Origin of the sequence: Algibacter aquimarinus, from assembly GCF_039543265.1 — a bacterium.
GTDB lineage: Bacteria > Bacteroidota > Bacteroidia > Flavobacteriales > Flavobacteriaceae > Algibacter_B > Algibacter_B aquimarinus.
This window is the reverse complement of record NZ_BAABJK010000004.1, coordinates 428,480-446,417: the sequence shown is the minus strand read 5'-3', so window position 1 is coordinate 446,417 and position 17,938 is coordinate 428,480. Positions and strand designations below refer to the sequence as shown.

Sequence of the window (17,938 nt, the reverse complement as noted above, 5' to 3'; positions counted from 1 at the left end):
AATTTAAAGATTCGTAAATTCAGTTACATATAATTATCTACTCCATAATGAAAAAAGGATTTTTACTTATAATACTATCTTTTAGTTTGTTTAATTTTAGTTTTTCTCAAGATATTTTTTTTATTCAAAATAAAAAGAAATCAGACAAAATTAAGTTTAAGCTAATTAATAATTTAATAGTTATACCCGTTGAAATTAATGGAGTTACACTTTCATTTTTATTAGATACAGGTGTTACCAAACCTATTATTTTTAATTTTTTGAATGTATCTGATACGTTAAGAATAAGAAATACAGAGAAAATATTTTTGAGAGGTTTAGGAGAAGGTGAATCGGTAGAAACACTAAAATCTGAGAATAATGTTGTTAAAATAGGTGATGCCATTAAACTAAATCAAGACTTATATGCTATTTATGATACTAATTTGAATTTTGCACCAAGATTAGGTTTTCCTGTTCATGGAATAATCGGTTATGATTTGTTTAAAGATTTAGTAGTTGAGATTAACTATTCAAATAGATTTATCAGGCTTTCTGAACCTTATTTATACACATATAAGAGTTGTAATAAGTGTGAACGTTTAAATTTAGAGTTTTATAAAAATAAACCTTACATAAATGGGGAGGTTAATATTGATAAAAAAGATATATCAGTAAAGTTATTAATCGATTCTGGTGGGAGTGATGCTTTATGGTTATTTGAAGATGACTCATTGGGTATTAAATCTAGTAACAAGTATTTCAATGATTTTTTAGGACATGGTTTAAGTGGTAGTGTTTATGGTAAACGTTCTAAAGTTAAAACGTTTTCTTTAAAAAGTTTTAGCCTTAAAAATGCTAATGTAGCATTCCCAGACTCAGTTTATGTTTCACATGCTAAGAAGTTTAAAAATCGTAGCGGCAGCGTAGCAGGTAATATATTAAAACGTTTTAATGTTATTATAGACTATAAAAGAGCGATTATTACACTTAATAAAAATAGATATTTTAATGATAAATTTAAGTATAACAAAAGTGGTATAGAAATAGCTCATAGTGGTTTTAGATTTGTTAAAGAGAAGGATAATAACGTTACCAATAGTTATGGAGTTAGTACAAAAACAGACGCTACGAGTTTAGCTGTTAATAATCGTTATAAAATATCTCTTAAACCAACTTACGTCATTGTGGAGTTAAGAAAAAATTCGCCAGCTGAAAAAGCAGGCTTAAGAAAAGGAGATATAATTTTAAGTATAAATAATAAGAGTAGTTATCAATTTAAGCTAAATCAGATGATTCAAATGTTTTATGGCAATAAAGGAGATCGAATAAAATTAAGAATTGAAAGGAATTACAATATTATAGACTTTAAAAAAATTTTAACTTTTGAATTTAAGTTAGAAGATGTTTTTAACTAAAAAAAGCCTTAAAATTAATTTTAAGGCTTTTTTTAGTTAAAATCGTTTTTTATTGCTGCACTATACTTTTACTCTTTTTTTCAAGAACACTTTCTTTACTAGAGTCAACAACTAGACCTTTTATTTTTAGGGCAACAGTTGGAGTTTCAGCATTTGAAATAACCGTTATTGTTTTTCTAATAGGGTTTACTCGATTTGTGTCATATTTTACTTGAATTTCTCCAGTATCGCCTGGCATAATTGGATCTTTAGACCATTTAGGCACAGTACAACCACAACTTGAAGAAACTTTAGATACTATTAAAGGTGCATCACCAGTGTTAGTAAATTCAAAAGTTCTTACGCCATCGGCTCCCTTTTCAACAGTTCCATAATCTATGGTATCTGTCTTAAACTCAATTTTTGCTGCTTTTTCTTGCGCGTTTATTGAAAAACTTATTAATCCAATAAATAAAATAGTAATTAATTGTTTCATAACTTTATTTTTATTTTAAAATTTAGCACCGTTTATAATCGTTCATTTAATATGAGATGCTTGTTTATTAGCTTCAAATTCAAATCAAACATACTTACTTTTCCTATAATCTACAAAAAATTTAGATGTAATGCACGTTTGTTAACATATTCAACTAGATTAAATGTACATACAACTTTGTCGTTTTTATGGCTTTAGATTATAAAATCTTAGCAAAACTAACTTTATCAATAGATACATAACTTTCACAGAAAAAGAAATATAAGTACTTTTGCACATCATTATTCAAAAACTATTCCAAAGCATGGAAATTCCATCAAAATACGATGCAAGTCAGGTAGAAAGTAAGTGGTACGATTACTGGATGAAACACAATTATTTTCATTCAAAGCCAGATGAAAGAGAACCTTACACCATTGTTATTCCACCTCCAAATGTAACAGGGGTGCTCCATATGGGGCACATGCTTAACAATACCATTCAGGATGTTTTAATTCGTCGTGCACGTTTATTGGGTAAAAATGCGTGTTGGGTGCCTGGTACTGATCATGCTTCTATTGCCACTGAAGCTAAAGTAGTTGCTAAGTTAAAAGAACAGGGTATAAATAAAAATGATTTATCTCGTGATGAATTTTTAAAACATGCTTGGGATTGGACTGAAGAATATGGCGGCGTTATTCTAGAACAGCTGAAAAAATTGGGTTGTTCTTGTGATTGGGATAGAACCAAATTCACGATGGATGATGATATGAGTGAAGCTGTAATTAAGGTTTTTATTGATTTATATGAAAAAGGTTTGATTTATCGTGGTTATCGCATGGTAAACTGGGATCCTGAAGCAAAAACAACACTTTCAGATGAAGAAGTTATTCATGAAGAACGTCAAGGAAACTTATATTATTTAGAATATAAAATTGAAGGAAGTAATGACACTTTAACTATTGCAACAACTCGCCCTGAGACCATTTTTGGAGATACAGCTATTTGTATTAATCCAAATGATGAACGTTTTTCTCATTTACGTGGAAAGAAAGCTATTGTACCTATTTGTAATCGCGTAATTCCTATTATTGAAGATGATTATGTTGATGTTGAGTTTGGTACAGGTTGTTTAAAGGTTACACCAGCCCATGATGAAAACGATAAGAATCTTGGAGATAAACATAAGTTAGAAGTTATCGATATCTTCAATGAAGATGCGTCTTTAAATAGTTTCGGGTTACATTACGAGGGTAAAGACCGTTTTGTAGTTAGAAAAGACATAGTACAAGAGCTAGAAGGAGATGGTGTTTTGGTTAAAACTGAAACGCACATCAATAAGGTAGGAACTTCAGAAAGAACCAAGGCGGTTATCGAACCTCGTTTAAGCGATCAGTGGTTTCTTAAAATGGAAGATTTGGTAAAACCTGCAATTAAAGCCGTTTTGGAAGATGATGATATTAAGTTATTTCCAAAAAAGTTTGAAAATACATATCGCCATTGGATGGAAAATATTCGAGATTGGAATATTTCACGTCAATTGATGTGGGGTCAACAAATACCGGCATATTATTATGGTGATGGAAAAGAAGATTTTGTAGTAGCAGAAACTATTGAAAAAGCTCTAGATAAAGCTAGGGTTGCTGCTTCAAATGAGAAGCTTCAATTATCAGATTTAACTCAAGATAAAGATGCTCTTGATACGTGGTTCTCATCTTGGTTATGGCCAATGAGTGTTTTTGATGGTATACGTAACCCAGAAAATAAAGAAATTAAATACTATTACCCAACAAACGATTTAGTTACAGGGCCTGATATTTTATTCTTTTGGGTGGCACGTATGATTATTGCAGGGTATGAATATAAAGATGAAAAACCTTTTGAAAATGTTTACTTAACAGGTTTAGTACGTGATAAGCAACGCAGAAAAATGAGTAAATCGTTAGGTAATTCACCCGATGCATTAAAACTTATTGAAGAATACGGAGCTGATGGTGTTCGTGTTGGTTTGCTATTGAGTTCTGCCGCAGGAAACGATTTAATGTTTGATGAAGCTCTTTGTCAACAAGGAAAAGGGTTTGGAAATAAAATATGGAATGCTTTTAGATTAATTCAAGGTTGGGAAATAGATGAAACAATTCCACAACCGGAAACAGCCAAAGTAGGTTTAGAATGGTACGAAACAAAATTCCAAAAAGCTTTGATTGAAATTGAAGATCATTTTAGCAAATATCGATTAAGTGATGCTCTCATGGCGATATATAAATTAATCATGGATGATTTTTCATCATGGTTATTGGAAATTATTAAGCCAGCCTATCAAAAACCAATAGATGCTAAAACTTATAAAGATGTAATTAAAGCTTTCGAAAATAATCTTAAAGTATTGCATCCGTTTATGCCGTTTTTAACAGAAGAAATTTGGCAATATATTTCAGAAAGAACTCCAGAAGAGGCATTAATTGTTGCTAAATGGCCAGAATTTAAGACTATAAATGAGACTATAATAGCTGAGTTTGACTTCGCATCGGAAGTTATTTCAGGAATCAGAAACATTAGAAAACAAAAGAATATAGCTTTTAAAGATGCTATAAGGTTTTCAATGATAAACAATGAAAATACGAACACTACTTTTGATGGAGTTATTTCCAAATTAGGAAACTTAGAAAGTATAGAAGTTACCTCAGATGCAGTTGAAGGTGCCCTTACATTTCGAGTAAAATCAAACGAGTATTTTATTCCTATGGTTGGCGCTATTGATGTTGAAAGTGAAATTAAAAAGCTTACAGAGGAGTTAAATTACACTGAAGGGTTTTTAAAATCTGTACAGAAGAAATTATCTAATGAGCGTTTTGTAAATAATGCACCAGAACAGGTAGTGGCTAGTGAGAAGAAAAAAGAAGCTGATGCTTTGGCAAAAATTGAAACTTTGAAGACTAGTTTGGCGAGTTTAGAGTAGTTTATGTGGTAATTGAATTGATTAATAGTTATTCTCTGTACAGAAAGTAATTATTCACCAATTCTACATAAGTTCGTTTAGCATCATCTTCAGATATGTTTTCAACCTGAAATAAAGCGTTAGTTTTAAAGGCATTAATTATGGGTTTTTTACTGCTTGGTCTTCCATAATTATTGGTAGCTTTTTTATAGTAAGCGTATAGTTTGAGTAAGGTATCAGCAGGAAATGGTTCTGTATGCGAATTTACTCGTTTTACCGCATCTTGAAATTCTATGTCCAAATTTTCTTTACTCATTCATTTCAGCAATCACACTTTCTCCACCTCTAACTTTTTGGTTAAGTGCTACTTTTACGTTGGTGTCTAAAGGTAAAAATAAATCGACTCTAGATCCAAATTTTATAAATCCAGAATCGCTACCTTGTAAAGCCTTATCATTTTGTTTTGCATAATTTACAATGCGTTTAGCTAAAGCTCCAGCAATTTGTCTGTATAATACTTTACCGTAAGTTTCATTTTCTACAACTACTGTAGTTCGTTCATTTTCTTCACTAGCTTTTGGATGCCACGCAACTAAGTATTTACCTGGATGATATTTGCTAAATACCACGTTACCACCTACAGGATATCGAGTAACATGCACATTTAAAGGCGACATAAATACACTAATTTGTAATCGTTTTTCTTTAAAATATTCTTTTTCAAATACTTCTTCAATAACAACAACTTTTCCATCAACTGGAGAAACTACATGCTTATCATTACTTGATATATTACGTTTTGGGTTTCTAAAAAATTGTAGAATTAAAATTAAAAAAGCCAATAAAGTAATCATAACAATAGTTTGTATCCATTTTGTTGAAATAAAGCTATCAACTAACAGGAAACTGGCTACTGTAAAAACAAATGTTATAAATATAATTTTATGTCCTTCTTTATGAAACATATTGTAAAATTCTTAAAAATAGATAAATAAATGGTGCTGCAAAAATAATACTATCTAAACGGTCTAACAAACCACCATGACCAGGCATAATTACACCACTGTCTTTAACATTGGCTTGCCTTTTAAATTTAGATTCTATTAAATCGCCTAAAGTACCAAAAACACTAATTATAATACTTAAAATTAACCAGCTGTTAAATGTTAGTGTATTAGTAAAAGTAGCAATAAAATAACTTGCAATACAAGAAAAGAATAAGCCACCTAAAAAACCTTCAACTGTTTTTTTTGGTGAAATTTTTTCAAATAACTTTTGTTTACCAAAGTTTTTACCAACTAAATAGGCAAAAGAATCGTTAACCCAAACAAGTATAAAAGAACCTAATAATATGTTTGGATTATACTCGCTAAAATAGTTAGCAATTAAAATTAAAAATACAAAACCACTCGATAAATAGAATGTAGTAAGTATAAAACGTTTAGAACTAAATAGAGGAATTGTTTTTCCTGAAAATAAATCTTTGATTAAAAACAACTCTACAAATATGGTAATTACCATAAGTATTTGAGTAATTTCATCAAACCCATCATCTGTATTTAAAACTAATTGCCAATATGCAAAAACAGCATAAAGAAGTGTGAAAATAAAATATGGAATATTACTTTTTAACTGTATTAATTTTTTGAATTCTCCCATACTAATAAGTCCAAATATGAAGAAAAGAGCAATTAAAGCTTGTTCAAAACAAATACAAATAAGTAGCAGTATTACATAGATTAAACCAGAAAGAGATCTTACGAGCGTTTCTTTCATCTTATAAATCTTCTAAAAGCAGTAGATATAAATTTTTGGCGCTACTTCCATAACTTAAAAAATCTTTATCATCACCAGATTTAAAGTGTTTTATTGTAGTAATATTAGTTGGGATTTTTTCTCGGTTTTTAGATTTAATACCACGTAATCCCTCACCAATATTTTCAACAATTTGACTTGTAGTGGCAAAAACAACAAAATTGACTGGTAATTCAGGTAATTTTTTTTCAAATATTTGCTTCGAGGAGATGAGTAACGAACCATCATTAGCAATTAAATTCTCGCATGTGGTTAAGAAAAAAGTTGAGTCACTTATTCTTGATGAAGGTTTAATGTTTGAATTTTTAAATTTATCTTCTAAATTTTTATCTAACAATAAAACTTTTTTCTTTTGCCAAGAATTTTCATCAATAATATGATCTAGGTTTTCGTATATTTCATTTAAATTTTCGCAATATAGAAACTTGCCACCATTAGCCTTAAAGTTTATAGTAAACCTTTCGTCTATTGGTAGTTTTATTTCGGGCATATATTTACCCCTGTCATTTGATTTTAATTCATCATCTGAACGCTCAGATTTAGAACCGAAAATTTTTCTAAAAAGACTCATTTAGTTACTAGCTATTAACTATTTTCTTGAGGAATTTATCAAATATAAAAAATCTTAAATTAACCATACAGTTAATTTAAGATTTTTACTAAAAGCTTAACAGAATAAGATTAAATCTATTCCTCTGATACTTCTTTTTCTTCTTTTGGTGTTTCTTTTTGTTCTTCTTTTTCGAAAGGACGTTTGCCAAATATTTTTTCCAGGTTATCTTTAAAAATAACTTCTTTTTCTAACAATACTTCAGCAAGTTGTGTAAGTTTATCTTTATTAGCTTCTAGTAATTTAATAGCACGTTGATATTGTTCTTCAATAATATCTGATATTTCTTTATCTATTAATTCTGCGGTCTGTTCACTGTATGGTTTGGTAAAACCATATTCGCTTTGCCCAGAATCATAATAAGTAAGATTTCCAATTTTATCACTTAAGCCGTAGATAGTAACCATCGCTCTTGCTTGTTTGGTAACTTTTTCTAAATCACTTAGTGCACCGGTCGATATTTTGTCGAAAATAACTTTCTCAGCAGCTCTACCACCTAATGCAGCACACATTTCGTCTAACATTTGTTCTGGACGAACTATTAAGCGTTCTTCAGGTAAATACCATGCGGCACCCAATGAACGTCCACGCGGTACTATAGTAACTTTAACTAGCGGTGCGGCATGTTCTAGCATCCAACTTGTAACGGCATGTCCAGCCTCATGAAATGCAACAGCGCGTTTTTCGCTAGGTGTTATTATTTTGTTTTTCTTTTCTAAACCACCAATAATTCTGTCTACAGCATCAAGGAAATCTTGTTTGTCAACCGCTTTTTTACCATTTCTTGCAGCAATTAAGGCTGCTTCGTTACATACGTTGGCAATATCTGCTCCGGAGAAACCTGGCGTTTGTTTAGAAAGGAAATCTAAATCTAAATCCTTTGCCTTTTTTAAAGGTCTTAAATGCACTTCAAAAATTTCCTCACGTTCACGAACATCTGGTAAATCAACATAAATTTGTCGGTCAAAACGTCCAGCACGCATTAAAGCTTTATCTAAAATATCCGCTCTATTTGTTGCTGCAATTACAATAACGTTTGTGTTTGTTCCAAAACCATCCATCTCAGTTAATAACTGATTTAACGTATTCTCACGTTCATCATTACTACCAGACATGGCGTTTTTACCTCTTGCTCTACCAATTGCATCAATTTCATCAATAAAAATAATTGATGGTGATTTTTCTTTGGCTTGTTTAAATAAATCTCTAACACGGGATGCTCCTACACCAACAAACATTTCAACAAAATCTGAACCTGATAATGAGAAGAAAGGGACTTTGGCCTCTCCTGCTACCGCTTTTGCCAATAAGGTTTTACCAGTTCCAGGAGGTCCTACAAGTAAAGCACCTTTAGGGATTTTACCACCAAGAGTAGTATACTTTTCAGGAAATTTTAGGAAGTCTACAATTTCCTGTACTTCTTCTTTTGCACCTTCAAGACCTGCAACATCCTTAAAGCTTGTTTTTACTTCTGTATTTTGATCAAAAAGTTTGGCTTTAGATTTTCCGATATTGAAAATTTGTCCGCCAGCACCTCCGCCAGCACCTCCAGACATACGTCTCATAATAAAAATCCAAACACCTATTAACAAAATAAATGGAAGAATACCCATCAATAGATTCCCCCAATCGTTTGTTTCAGTATCAAATTTTACAATAGGTTTAGTAGCTAAGTCTGCAGTAACTTCATTTAATTCGTTTTCAAAATTTTGAAGATCTCCAAATTCAAATTTGTAATTAGGTAATTTCGTTGCAGAGGGAATAAAGGTCTGAGGTTTCGAGTTTCTGTGAATCTCTTTATCTTGAGCTTCCTTAGTTAAATAAACTCTTGCTACTCGAGTGTTTTTAACAATATCAACACGTTCAACATCACCATCTTCTAAGTATTTAAAAAAATCTGATGGAGTAGTCATATTTCCATCTGTACCACTGTTACTAAACAGTTGAAACCCTAAAAATAAGGCTATTAAAATACCATAAACCCAATATGGACTGAATTTTGGTTTTTTATCTTTTATACTTTTTTTGTCGTTTGCCATTTCTTTTTTTTAGTAACTTGTTTCTATAACAGTTGTTTTTGCATCACCCCACAGACTTTCAATATCATAATATTCTCTAACATGTTTTTGAAAAACGTGCACAACAACATTTACGTAATCTATTAATACCCATTCCGAATTGTCTAAGCCTTCGGTATGCCAAGGATTGTCTTTAAGTTCTTTGCTTACTTTCTTTTGTATTGAATTTACTATGGCGTTTACTTGTGTGTTTGAAGTACCTTCGCAAACTATAAAATAATCACAAACTGTATTTTCAATGTCTCTTAAATCTAAAATATTTATTTCTTTACCTTTAACATCTTCAATTCCGGTAATTATAACAGATATTAATTGGTCTGCGCTTATTTTTTGTTTCGCCATTAATTTTATTTAATTTATGCAAAGTTATTATTTTTTTAGTTCTTTATACTTCAAAATAATCATAAGATTTTAAAGTATTAAAATAACCCTTACATGCCTATAATCAAACTTGATGCCATTGACTCTACAAATAGTTATTTACGGAGGTTAATTCATGAAACCGAAGTGTCAGATTATACCATTGTACAAGCCAAAAAGCAAACATACGGCAGAGGGCAAATGGGAACTGTTTGGAATTCTGAAGAAGGAAAGAACTTGATGTTTAGTGTGTTTAAAGATTTAAGTATGCATATTGTAGAGTTTCCTTTTTATATAAGTATGGCTATTTCTTTGGCTGTTTTTAAGGCTTTTAAAACCTTGAATATTCCTGATTTGCATATTAAGTGGCCTAACGACATTTTGTCAGCAGACAAAAAGATTTGTGGTATTTTAATTGAGAATGTCATAAAAAATAAATTAGACTACACAATTATTGGTGTTGGTGTTAATGTAAATCAGACCAATTTTGAGCATCTTCCCAAGGCTTCATCGTTAAAGAATATTACAGGTATTCATTACGACTTAGATGAAATTTTACACTTGATACTTAAATATACTAAGGAATACTCTTCACTTTTGGAGCATGAAAAATATGACTTTGTAAAAAATGAATACGAAAACAATTTATTCAGAAAGAATAAACCTTCTACTTTTAGAGATGCAGATGGTAATTTGTTTTCTGGTTTTGTAAAAGGGGTTACAAAATATGGAAAACTTCAAGTTATTTTAGAAGATGAAATTGTAAAAAAGTATGATCTTAAAGAAATTACTTTAATGTATTAAATTGCTTCAGGAATACTAGTTGCTAATGTTTCAATAAATTTTGTAATTGGTTTTTTAATCATCATTACCATCATGGGGTTGAAGTCGCCTGTGAAATCTAATTGTACCTCACTTGAGTTTTCATTAACTTGAGATATCGTTGCAATTAAAGAGAAATCAATTTTACCGCCTGCTGCTCCAAGAACAATTTTGTTTGGTGGAATTTCTTCTTTCTTTTTTAAAATAATTTCGGGCATTCCTTTTAATGCGAATAAAAATTTATCACTATCTAAAACTTCAAATTTGCTAATGTTTTCAGGCATTAGAGATTCAAAATTTTTGATATCAGCCAAAAAATCAAAAACTTGCTGAGGTGATTTACTAACGCTAATTTTAGGAGATTCTAAATTCATAATTTGTTTTTAAATAGGTATATCAATTAGCGTTCCATTCACTCGGATTGGAATTCCATTCTGATAAAGTTGTTATTTCGTTTTCAGATATATAATTTGTTTCTAATGCTTGCTCTAATAAGTTTTCATAATTACTTAAAGTGTTTAAAATAACATTTTCGTTTTTAAAATTCTCACTCGCAACTTCAAAGCCATAAGTGAAAATAGCAACCATACCTTTTACATTAATTTCGGCTTCTTTTAATGCCTTTACAGCATTTAAACTGCTTTTACCAGTACTAATTAAATCTTCAACTACAACAACACTTTGTCCGCTTTCTATATAACCCTCAATTTGGTTTTTTCTTCCATGCCCTTTGGCTTCTGGTCTTACGTATATAAAAGGTAAGTCTAGATATTCTGCAACTAACATGCCTATGCCAATGGCTCCTGTTGCTACACCTGCAATAACGTCTGGTTTTCCATATTTTGATTCAATATGTTTAGCCATAGTATCTCTAACAAAATTTCTTATTGGAGGAAATGATAATATAATACGATTATCACAGTAAATAGGAGATTTCCAGCCAGATGCCCAAGTAAAAGGTTCTTTAGGGCTAAGTTTAATAGCATTAGCTTGTAATAAAACTTCGGCTGTTTTTTTAGCGGTTTGTTTGTCAAAAATCATGAAACAAAATTAAACATAAATTTGGTTTTAAGAGTCTCGATTTTAATGAATAAAAATAATTTTTCAACATTTACTAGTTTCTTGTTAAAAATGATATTTTTACCAAAACATTACCGAATTTAAAGTATGTACAAAGTTTTTGTTGGAGACAAGCCTATAATTTTAACTACCGTTGTAGAACAAGAAACTAATTTTAAAAATTATTTGCTTGATACTGTTAATATTGGAAAAGTAATAAGAGAACTTAATACTGCATCTATACAGGAAGTTCGCCTCATCCATAAAAACGAAGATAAATTACTTAAGAAATTTCTAAAAAAACTTCCCAATGTTATTGCTGGTGGAGGTAAAGTATATAATCAGAATAACGAGATTCTATTTATTTACAGAAATGATAAATGGGACTTGCCTAAAGGTAAAGCTGAAGGTAAAGAGACTATTGAAGAAACTTCCATTAGAGAGGTTACCGAAGAAACAGGTGTTTCAGGACTTAAAATTGTAAAACAAATAGATACTACTTATCACATTTTTAAACGTAATGGTAAGCATAAAATTAAAATTACCTATTGGTTTGAAATGAAAACAAAATATAAGGGTAAATTAATTGCTCAAGAAAAAGAAGGTATAACAAAAGTAGATTGGTTAGATGATAATCAAGCTAAGGAAGCTCTTAATAATTCTTATGCTAATATTAAACTTTTAGTTTAATTTGCTTTTTTTTTAGTATTTGTTTAACCAATAATTATGTTTTAAAAGCTTAGGGCTTTGACTATTTTACCACATGAATTTTTTCTGTTATTTCCTTTAAACAAAAAAAGAATTTCTATGTTTTTTTATTAAACAAAATTTTACTTCCAGTTTTTTATTGTTGTCTTTATTCATCGTAATTATCTGTAAGCGAGTCTATTATAATTCAACTTTGCTTAGTAATCCTTTTGTGAATTTATTAGACGCATTATTTTTAAAGATGCATGAACTAAGAAAAAGAGCATTATCATATGTTAATAATAAATGTTTCAGAAATATTTTCTGACATATAACAGTGTGTTTTATTGAATAATATCGATGAAAGGTCATTTTATTTGTTTAACTATTTTTAACTTATGTTAAACAATATAAATTTTTGTTTAACTTTGTATAAAAATAAATAAACAAAAAAGTATCATGAAAGTAAAACTACCAATTAAACACCCCAAATTCAGATACCTATTTCTTTCATTTTTCATTTTAGTTTCTTTACAATCTTATGCCGAAATACTTTGTGGCAATATTGATGGTTTTGAATTTACTAATGGACATGAATCTGTAAATCTTAAAGATGGAGGTATTTATGCCTTCGATGAATTGCCAGGACATTTTTATGTGAATGCACACATTAATGGTAATTCACAAAGCGTAAAGTATAAAGTTCAAAATCTAGATACTGGCGAAATTTATCCTTCTACTATCGAGAATTCTCTACCTTATACATATCCAGCTGGAAACGCAGACTGGAATCTTGGTAAAGGTAGGTTTAAGGTAACTGCAATTTTATACAAGTTAGATTTTGGTTTTGGAAAGTGTGATACCAAAACAGTAATTTTCACCATAGGAGACGTTACTTGTTTAGCCGATGCAGGAACATTAGCTGCAGATTCAGATGCAGTAACGTTAATAGACGGTACGGCAACCATTAGTGCAACACCACAAGGTGATGCTTACGTACCAGACGGATACACACAAGCTTATGTATTAACCATGGGCGACGGCTTAGTAATAAAAGCCTTAGGCGGTGAGCCAAGTTTCGAAGTAACAGAAGCAGGGATGTACACCATTCACAGTATTGTATTCAATGCAGACACATTAGATACAGGAATCGTAGTACCAGGGCAAACAACAGGCTTTGATGTAAACGGATTACTAATACAAGGCGGTGGAACAATATGCGCAAGTTTAGATGTAGCCGGTGCCAAAGTAGAGGTAGAATCGTGCAAAGCAATGGCAGGCACATTAGCTGCAGATTCAGATGCAGTAACGTTAATAGACGGTACGGCAACCATTAGTGCAACGCCACAAGGTGATGCTTACGTACCAGACGGATACACACAAGCTTATGTATTAACTATGGGCGACGGCTTAGTAATAAAAGCCTTAGGCGGTGAGCCAAGTTTCGAAGTAACGGAAGCAGGGATGTACACCATTCACAGTATTGTATTCAATGCAGACACATTAGATACAGGAATCGTAGTACCAGGGCAAACAACAGGCTTTGATGTAAACGGATTACTAATACAAGGCGGTGGAACAATATGCGCAAGTTTAGATGTAGCCGGTGCCAAAGTAGAGGTAGAATCGTGCAAAGCAATGGCAGGCACACTCGCTGCAGATTCAGATGCAGTAACGTTAATAGACGGTACGGCAACCATTAGTGCAACACCACAAGGTGATGCTTACGTACCAGACGGATACACACAAGCTTATGTATTAACCATGGGCGACGGCTTAGTAATAAAAGCCTTAGGCGGTGAGCCAAGTTTCGAAGTAACAGAAGAAGGGATGTACACCATTCACAGTATTGTATTCAATGCAGACACATTAGATACAGGCATTGTAGTACCAGGCGAAACAACAGGCTTTGATGTAAACGGATTACTAATTCAAGGCGGTGGAACAATATGTGCAAGCTTAGATGTAGCTGGTGCCAAAGTAGAAGTAGAATCGTGCAAAGCAATGGCAGGCACATTAGCTGCAGATTCAGACGCAGTAACGTTAATAGACGGTACGGCAACCATTAGTGCAACGCCACAAGGTGATGCTTACGTACCAGACGGATACACACAAGCTTATGTATTAACCATGGGCGACGGCTTAGTAATAAAAGCCTTAGGCGGTGAGCCAAGTTTCGAAGTAACAGAAGAAGGGATGTACACCATTCACAGTATTGTATTCAATGCAGACACATTAGATACAGGCATTGTAGTACCAGGCGAAACAACAGGCTTTGATGTAAACGGATTACTCATTCAAGGCGGTGGAACAATATGTGCAAGCTTAGATGTAGCTGGTGCGAAGGTAGATGTAGAATCGTGCAAAGCAATGGCAGGCACATTAGCTTCAGATTCAGACGCAGTAACGTTAATAGACGGTACGGCAACCATTAGTGCAACGCCACAAGGTGATGCTTACGTACCAGACGGATACACACAAGCTTATGTATTAACCATGGGCGACGGCTTAGTAATAAAAGCCTTAGGCGGTGAGCCAAGTTTCGAAGTAACAGAAGAAGGGATGTACACCATTCACAGTATTGTATTCAATGCAGACACATTAGATACAGGCATTGTAGTACCAGGCGAAACAACAGGCTTTGATGTAAACGGATTACTCATTCAAGGCGGTGGAACAATATGTGCAAGCTTAGATGTAGCTGGTGCGAAGGTAGATGTAGAATCGTGCAAAGCAATGGCAGGCACATTAGCTTCAGATTCAGACGCAGTAACGTTAATAGACGGTACGGCAACCATTAGTGCAACGCCACAAGGTGATGCTTACGTACCAGACGGATACACACAAGCTTATGTATTAACCATGGGCGACGGCTTAGTAATAAAAGCCTTAGGCGGTGAGCCAAGTTTCGAAGTAACAGAAGAAGGGATGTACACCATTCACAGTATTGTATTCAATGCAGACACATTAGATACAGGAATCGTAGTACCAGGTCAAACAACAGGCTTTGATGTAAACGGATTACTCATTCAAGGCGGTGGAACAATATGTGCAAGCTTAGATGTAGCCGGTGCCAAAGTAGAGGTAGAAGAAGAAGGAGTATGTAACGCTGATTCAGGTACATTATATTCTAAAAGACCTATAAATTGTCTAACTAATGGTTCAGCTTACATTACTGCTAAAGCTAAAGATGCTGCAGTAATACCTGATGGGTATGAGCAATTATATGTTTTAACTGAAGCTTTTTCATTAACAATTTTAGATGTTTCTCCAACACCAGAATTTGAGGTTGACCACAGAGGTTTCTTTAGAATACACAGTTTGGTTTATAATCCAAGTACTTTAGATTTAAGCGTTGTTGTACCTGGGCAAACTACAGGTTTCGATGTTGTAAATTTAATTACAGATAACGGTATTTGTGCTTCATTAGATGTTGATGGAGCTGTTAACTTAGTTATAGGTTCAAGATGGTTTTGCTATTTCTTCAATAAATTCTTTAAGAAAGGAAGAACTGGAAAAACTAATAATTCAGGAAAAGGTTCTGGAAACTTAAATTTAAATGAAATTGTAAATAGTTATGACAGTTATCAAGCTTTTAAAGATGACTTTATTGCTGAAAACGGTAGAGTGAAATTCTTCCCTAATCCAGTGGTAAATACTTTAAGAGTAGATATGGAAATATTTGATGATGAAGTAATGAACTATAGTGTAATCGATATAAGTGGACGTAGAGTAATTTCTGGATCTGCTAAAGATTTAGAGTACGGTGCACAAACTGTAGATACAAGTAGATTAAAAGCAGGAATGTATTTAGTACAATTTACATCTGAATACAGAACTATTACAGAAAAAATAATAGTCAAAAAATAAAATAAAAAAGGAAAATTGATTTTAAAGAAGTCGTTGTTTTTCAACGACTTCTTTTTTTATTATAAAATTCTAAAAACAGGATATTGAAGATGTGCTTTTTCATAATGTTTACTTTGTTTATGTAACCAATCTAATTGCGCATACCAGCTATTTTTAAATTCTGTAATGTCTTGTTTTTTATGTTCAAATTCTACCTTTAAAGACGGGTTGCTTTCTAATAGTTCCAAAGCTTTATCTTCCCAAACATAAGGTGAAAAACCTTCCTTCTGTTGTAAAATAGTATCGAAAAAATTCCAATTAAAAAATGAATCTGTAGCTTGTGGCTCTAGAGTTTCAATAATGTACCTAATTGATGGTTGGTTGGTTTTAATAATTAAATCGCCTTTACGAAAGCTAATTTCTTCCATAGACTCTTCAATATTTACAGCGTAATGAAGGTAATGGCCTTCGTAAACAGATTGACGCGTTTTGTAATTAGAAATTTTATAAGATTCAACTTTAAGAGTTGAATCCTTTTTTAAAGATGTCATTTCAACTTGATTTAGCTTTAATAAATCAATAACATTATGCCAACCTTGTGGTATAATATAAGCTTTCGGTATTTTTACAGTAGCTGAAGGCTTGAAATAATTTTGATAATCAATTTCTTTTGTAAAAAGCTTTTTGCGATCGTACTTTAATCTCTCAAACCCCGTTACTTTACTTTTTACTACTTCGCCTTCAAAACCTTTAAAATTTAAAGTACTGGTTTTGGTAGTATCTACAATCCAATTAATTCCGTAAGTATTACTTTCATAAAGTTTAGTTAGTTTGTGTTTTCTAATTTTTGAAATTTCTTTACCATCTTCTTCAGTAATTTCAATCATACTTTTCATAAGTTCATAAGTACCTTCAACACGTTGTTTGTATGGTTTAAGCATATGTGTTTCAACCATCATTCCTAAAGTGTTAAATAAAGTGGTGTAGCCAGTGGAGTACCTTGGAGAATCCAAAAATTGAGAAAACCCTTTCTCTGGAACGTTATTAAACACATTTACATATGGTGTTATGTCCCAATCTTTTTTAGCTAGTTTTTCTTCAAGTTTAGGCATCATTTCTGTATGCAAATAGTTGCCTAAACCACCTCCTAATTTATTGTGTTGTGTAAATAAATGTGTGAGAGTGTATTGGTAATCGGCACCATTACTAACATGATTATCTATAAAAACGTCTGGTTTTACTAAATGAAAAATCTTAGTAAAAGTTCTAGCATTTTTAGTGTCACATTTAATAAAATCTCTATTTAAATCGTAGTTTCTGGAATTTCCTCTAAAACCATAACTTTTCGGGCCATTTTGGTTGGTTCGAGTTGAAGAATTTCTATTTAAACTACCACCAACATTGTATATTGGAATAGTAGCTAAAACGGTATTTTTTGGAGTTTTAATATTGCCTTCAAGAATGTCTCTAAATAGAATCATGGTTGCATCTATACCATCACTCTCACCTGGATGAATACCATTATTAATGAGTAATATGCGTTTGTTTGTTCTTATTTTTTCAAAATCAAATTCTTTGTCAGGATTTAGAGTGATTAGATGTAGTGGTTTACCAGAATCAGTTTCCCCAATACTATCAATTTTTATTTGTGGGTATACTTTAGCTAAATTGTTGTAAAACTTTATGGTTTGCTTGTATGTAGCAGTTTCTGTTCCTTTAGAAGTTTCAAATTGAGTTTGAAAATCGTAATGATCATTTTCATTAGAAACATTACAAGAAATGACTATCAGCAGAAGACTAAGAATTTTTTTCATAAATAATTTTTTATAAAGCTACAATTTCTAAATAAAACATCTTTCAGTAAGTAAA

At 31.9% G+C, this 17,938-nt stretch carries 15 protein-coding genes; 5 read left to right on the top strand and 10 right to left on the bottom strand.

Features of this window, described 5'->3' with window-relative positions:
- Positions 1-47: 47 nt before the first annotated feature.
- Positions 48-1,397, top strand: coding sequence for a PDZ domain-containing protein (locus tag ABD939_RS04880; RefSeq protein WP_345165171.1), 1,350 nt, complete (start codon positions 48-50; stop codon positions 1,395-1,397).
- Between the two features lie 49 nt (positions 1,398-1,446).
- Here the strand turns inward: ABD939_RS04880 and ABD939_RS04875 are convergent, their stop codons facing one another.
- A complete protein-coding gene (locus tag ABD939_RS04875; RefSeq protein WP_345165168.1) occupies positions 1,447-1,872 on the bottom strand; it encodes a DUF1573 domain-containing protein in 426 nt (141 codons plus the stop codon).
- A gap of 304 nt (positions 1,873-2,176) precedes the next feature.
- On the opposite strand from ABD939_RS04875, the gene ABD939_RS04870 reads away from it, so the two are divergent.
- Complete coding sequence (locus ABD939_RS04870) at positions 2,177-4,810, top strand: valine--tRNA ligase (protein WP_345165165.1); 2,634 nt, start codon at positions 2,177-2,179, stop codon at positions 4,808-4,810.
- A 28-nt stretch (positions 4,811-4,838) separates the two neighbouring features.
- Here the strand turns inward: ABD939_RS04870 and ABD939_RS04865 are convergent, their stop codons facing one another.
- From ABD939_RS04865 to rsfS, 6 genes are all read right to left on the bottom strand, one after another.
- Positions 4,839-5,105, bottom strand: coding sequence for an acyl-CoA-binding protein (locus ABD939_RS04865; protein WP_345165162.1), 267 nt, complete (start codon positions 5,103-5,105; stop codon positions 4,839-4,841).
- On the bottom strand, positions 5,098-5,754 hold the full coding sequence (locus ABD939_RS04860; protein ID WP_345165159.1) for a phosphatidylserine decarboxylase family protein: 657 nt from the start codon (positions 5,752-5,754) through the stop codon (positions 5,098-5,100). The genes ABD939_RS04865 and ABD939_RS04860 overlap by 8 nt, the downstream gene beginning before the upstream one ends.
- Positions 5,744-6,565 carry a phosphatidate cytidylyltransferase gene (locus ABD939_RS04855; RefSeq protein ID WP_345165156.1) on the bottom strand — a complete coding sequence of 274 codons (822 nt, stop codon included), beginning with the start codon at positions 6,563-6,565 and terminating at the stop codon, positions 5,744-5,746. Before ABD939_RS04855 ends, ABD939_RS04860 begins: the two co-directional genes overlap by 11 nt.
- Position 6,566: 1 nt before the next feature.
- The gene (locus ABD939_RS04850) at positions 6,567-7,175 is read right to left on the bottom strand and encodes an LUD domain-containing protein (RefSeq protein WP_345165153.1); all 609 of its coding nucleotides are present in this window, start codon (positions 7,173-7,175) and stop codon (positions 6,567-6,569) included.
- A gap of 116 nt (positions 7,176-7,291) precedes the next feature.
- Entirely contained in the window at positions 7,292-9,253 is a 1,962-nt protein-coding gene (gene ftsH / locus ABD939_RS04845) for an ATP-dependent zinc metalloprotease FtsH (protein ID WP_345165150.1), read from the bottom strand.
- A 9-nt stretch (positions 9,254-9,262) separates the two neighbouring features.
- Positions 9,263-9,634, bottom strand: coding sequence for a ribosome silencing factor (rsfS, locus tag ABD939_RS04840; RefSeq protein ID WP_345165147.1), 372 nt, complete (start codon positions 9,632-9,634; stop codon positions 9,263-9,265).
- A 93-nt stretch (positions 9,635-9,727) separates the two neighbouring features.
- Between rsfS and ABD939_RS04835 the strand changes: the two genes are divergently transcribed.
- Positions 9,728-10,456, top strand: a complete 729-nt coding sequence (locus tag ABD939_RS04835; RefSeq protein ID WP_345165145.1) for a biotin--[acetyl-CoA-carboxylase] ligase — start codon at positions 9,728-9,730, stop codon at positions 10,454-10,456.
- Here ABD939_RS04835 and ABD939_RS04830 read toward each other — a convergent pair.
- The gene (locus ABD939_RS04830; protein WP_345165142.1) at positions 10,453-10,848 is read right to left on the bottom strand and encodes an SRPBCC family protein; all 396 of its coding nucleotides are present in this window, start codon (positions 10,846-10,848) and stop codon (positions 10,453-10,455) included. The genes ABD939_RS04835 and ABD939_RS04830 overlap by 4 nt on opposite strands.
- Positions 10,849-10,870: 22 nt before the next feature.
- Positions 10,871-11,515, bottom strand: a complete 645-nt coding sequence (gene pyrE / locus ABD939_RS04825) for an orotate phosphoribosyltransferase (protein ID WP_345165139.1) — start codon at positions 11,513-11,515, stop codon at positions 10,871-10,873.
- Between the two features lie 126 nt (positions 11,516-11,641).
- Between pyrE and ABD939_RS04820 the strand changes: the two genes are divergently transcribed.
- Positions 11,642-12,223, top strand: a complete 582-nt coding sequence (locus ABD939_RS04820; protein ID WP_345165136.1) for an NUDIX hydrolase — start codon at positions 11,642-11,644, stop codon at positions 12,221-12,223.
- Positions 12,224-12,679: 456 nt separating this feature from the next.
- The gene (locus tag ABD939_RS04815) at positions 12,680-16,090 is read left to right on the top strand and encodes a T9SS type A sorting domain-containing protein (protein WP_345165134.1); all 3,411 of its coding nucleotides are present in this window, start codon (positions 12,680-12,682) and stop codon (positions 16,088-16,090) included.
- A 59-nt stretch (positions 16,091-16,149) separates the two neighbouring features.
- On the opposite strand, the gene ABD939_RS04810 is transcribed toward ABD939_RS04815, so the two are convergent.
- Positions 16,150-17,883, bottom strand: a complete 1,734-nt coding sequence (locus tag ABD939_RS04810) for a M14 family metallopeptidase (protein ID WP_345165131.1) — start codon at positions 17,881-17,883, stop codon at positions 16,150-16,152.
- Positions 17,884-17,938: the final 55 nt, after the last annotated feature.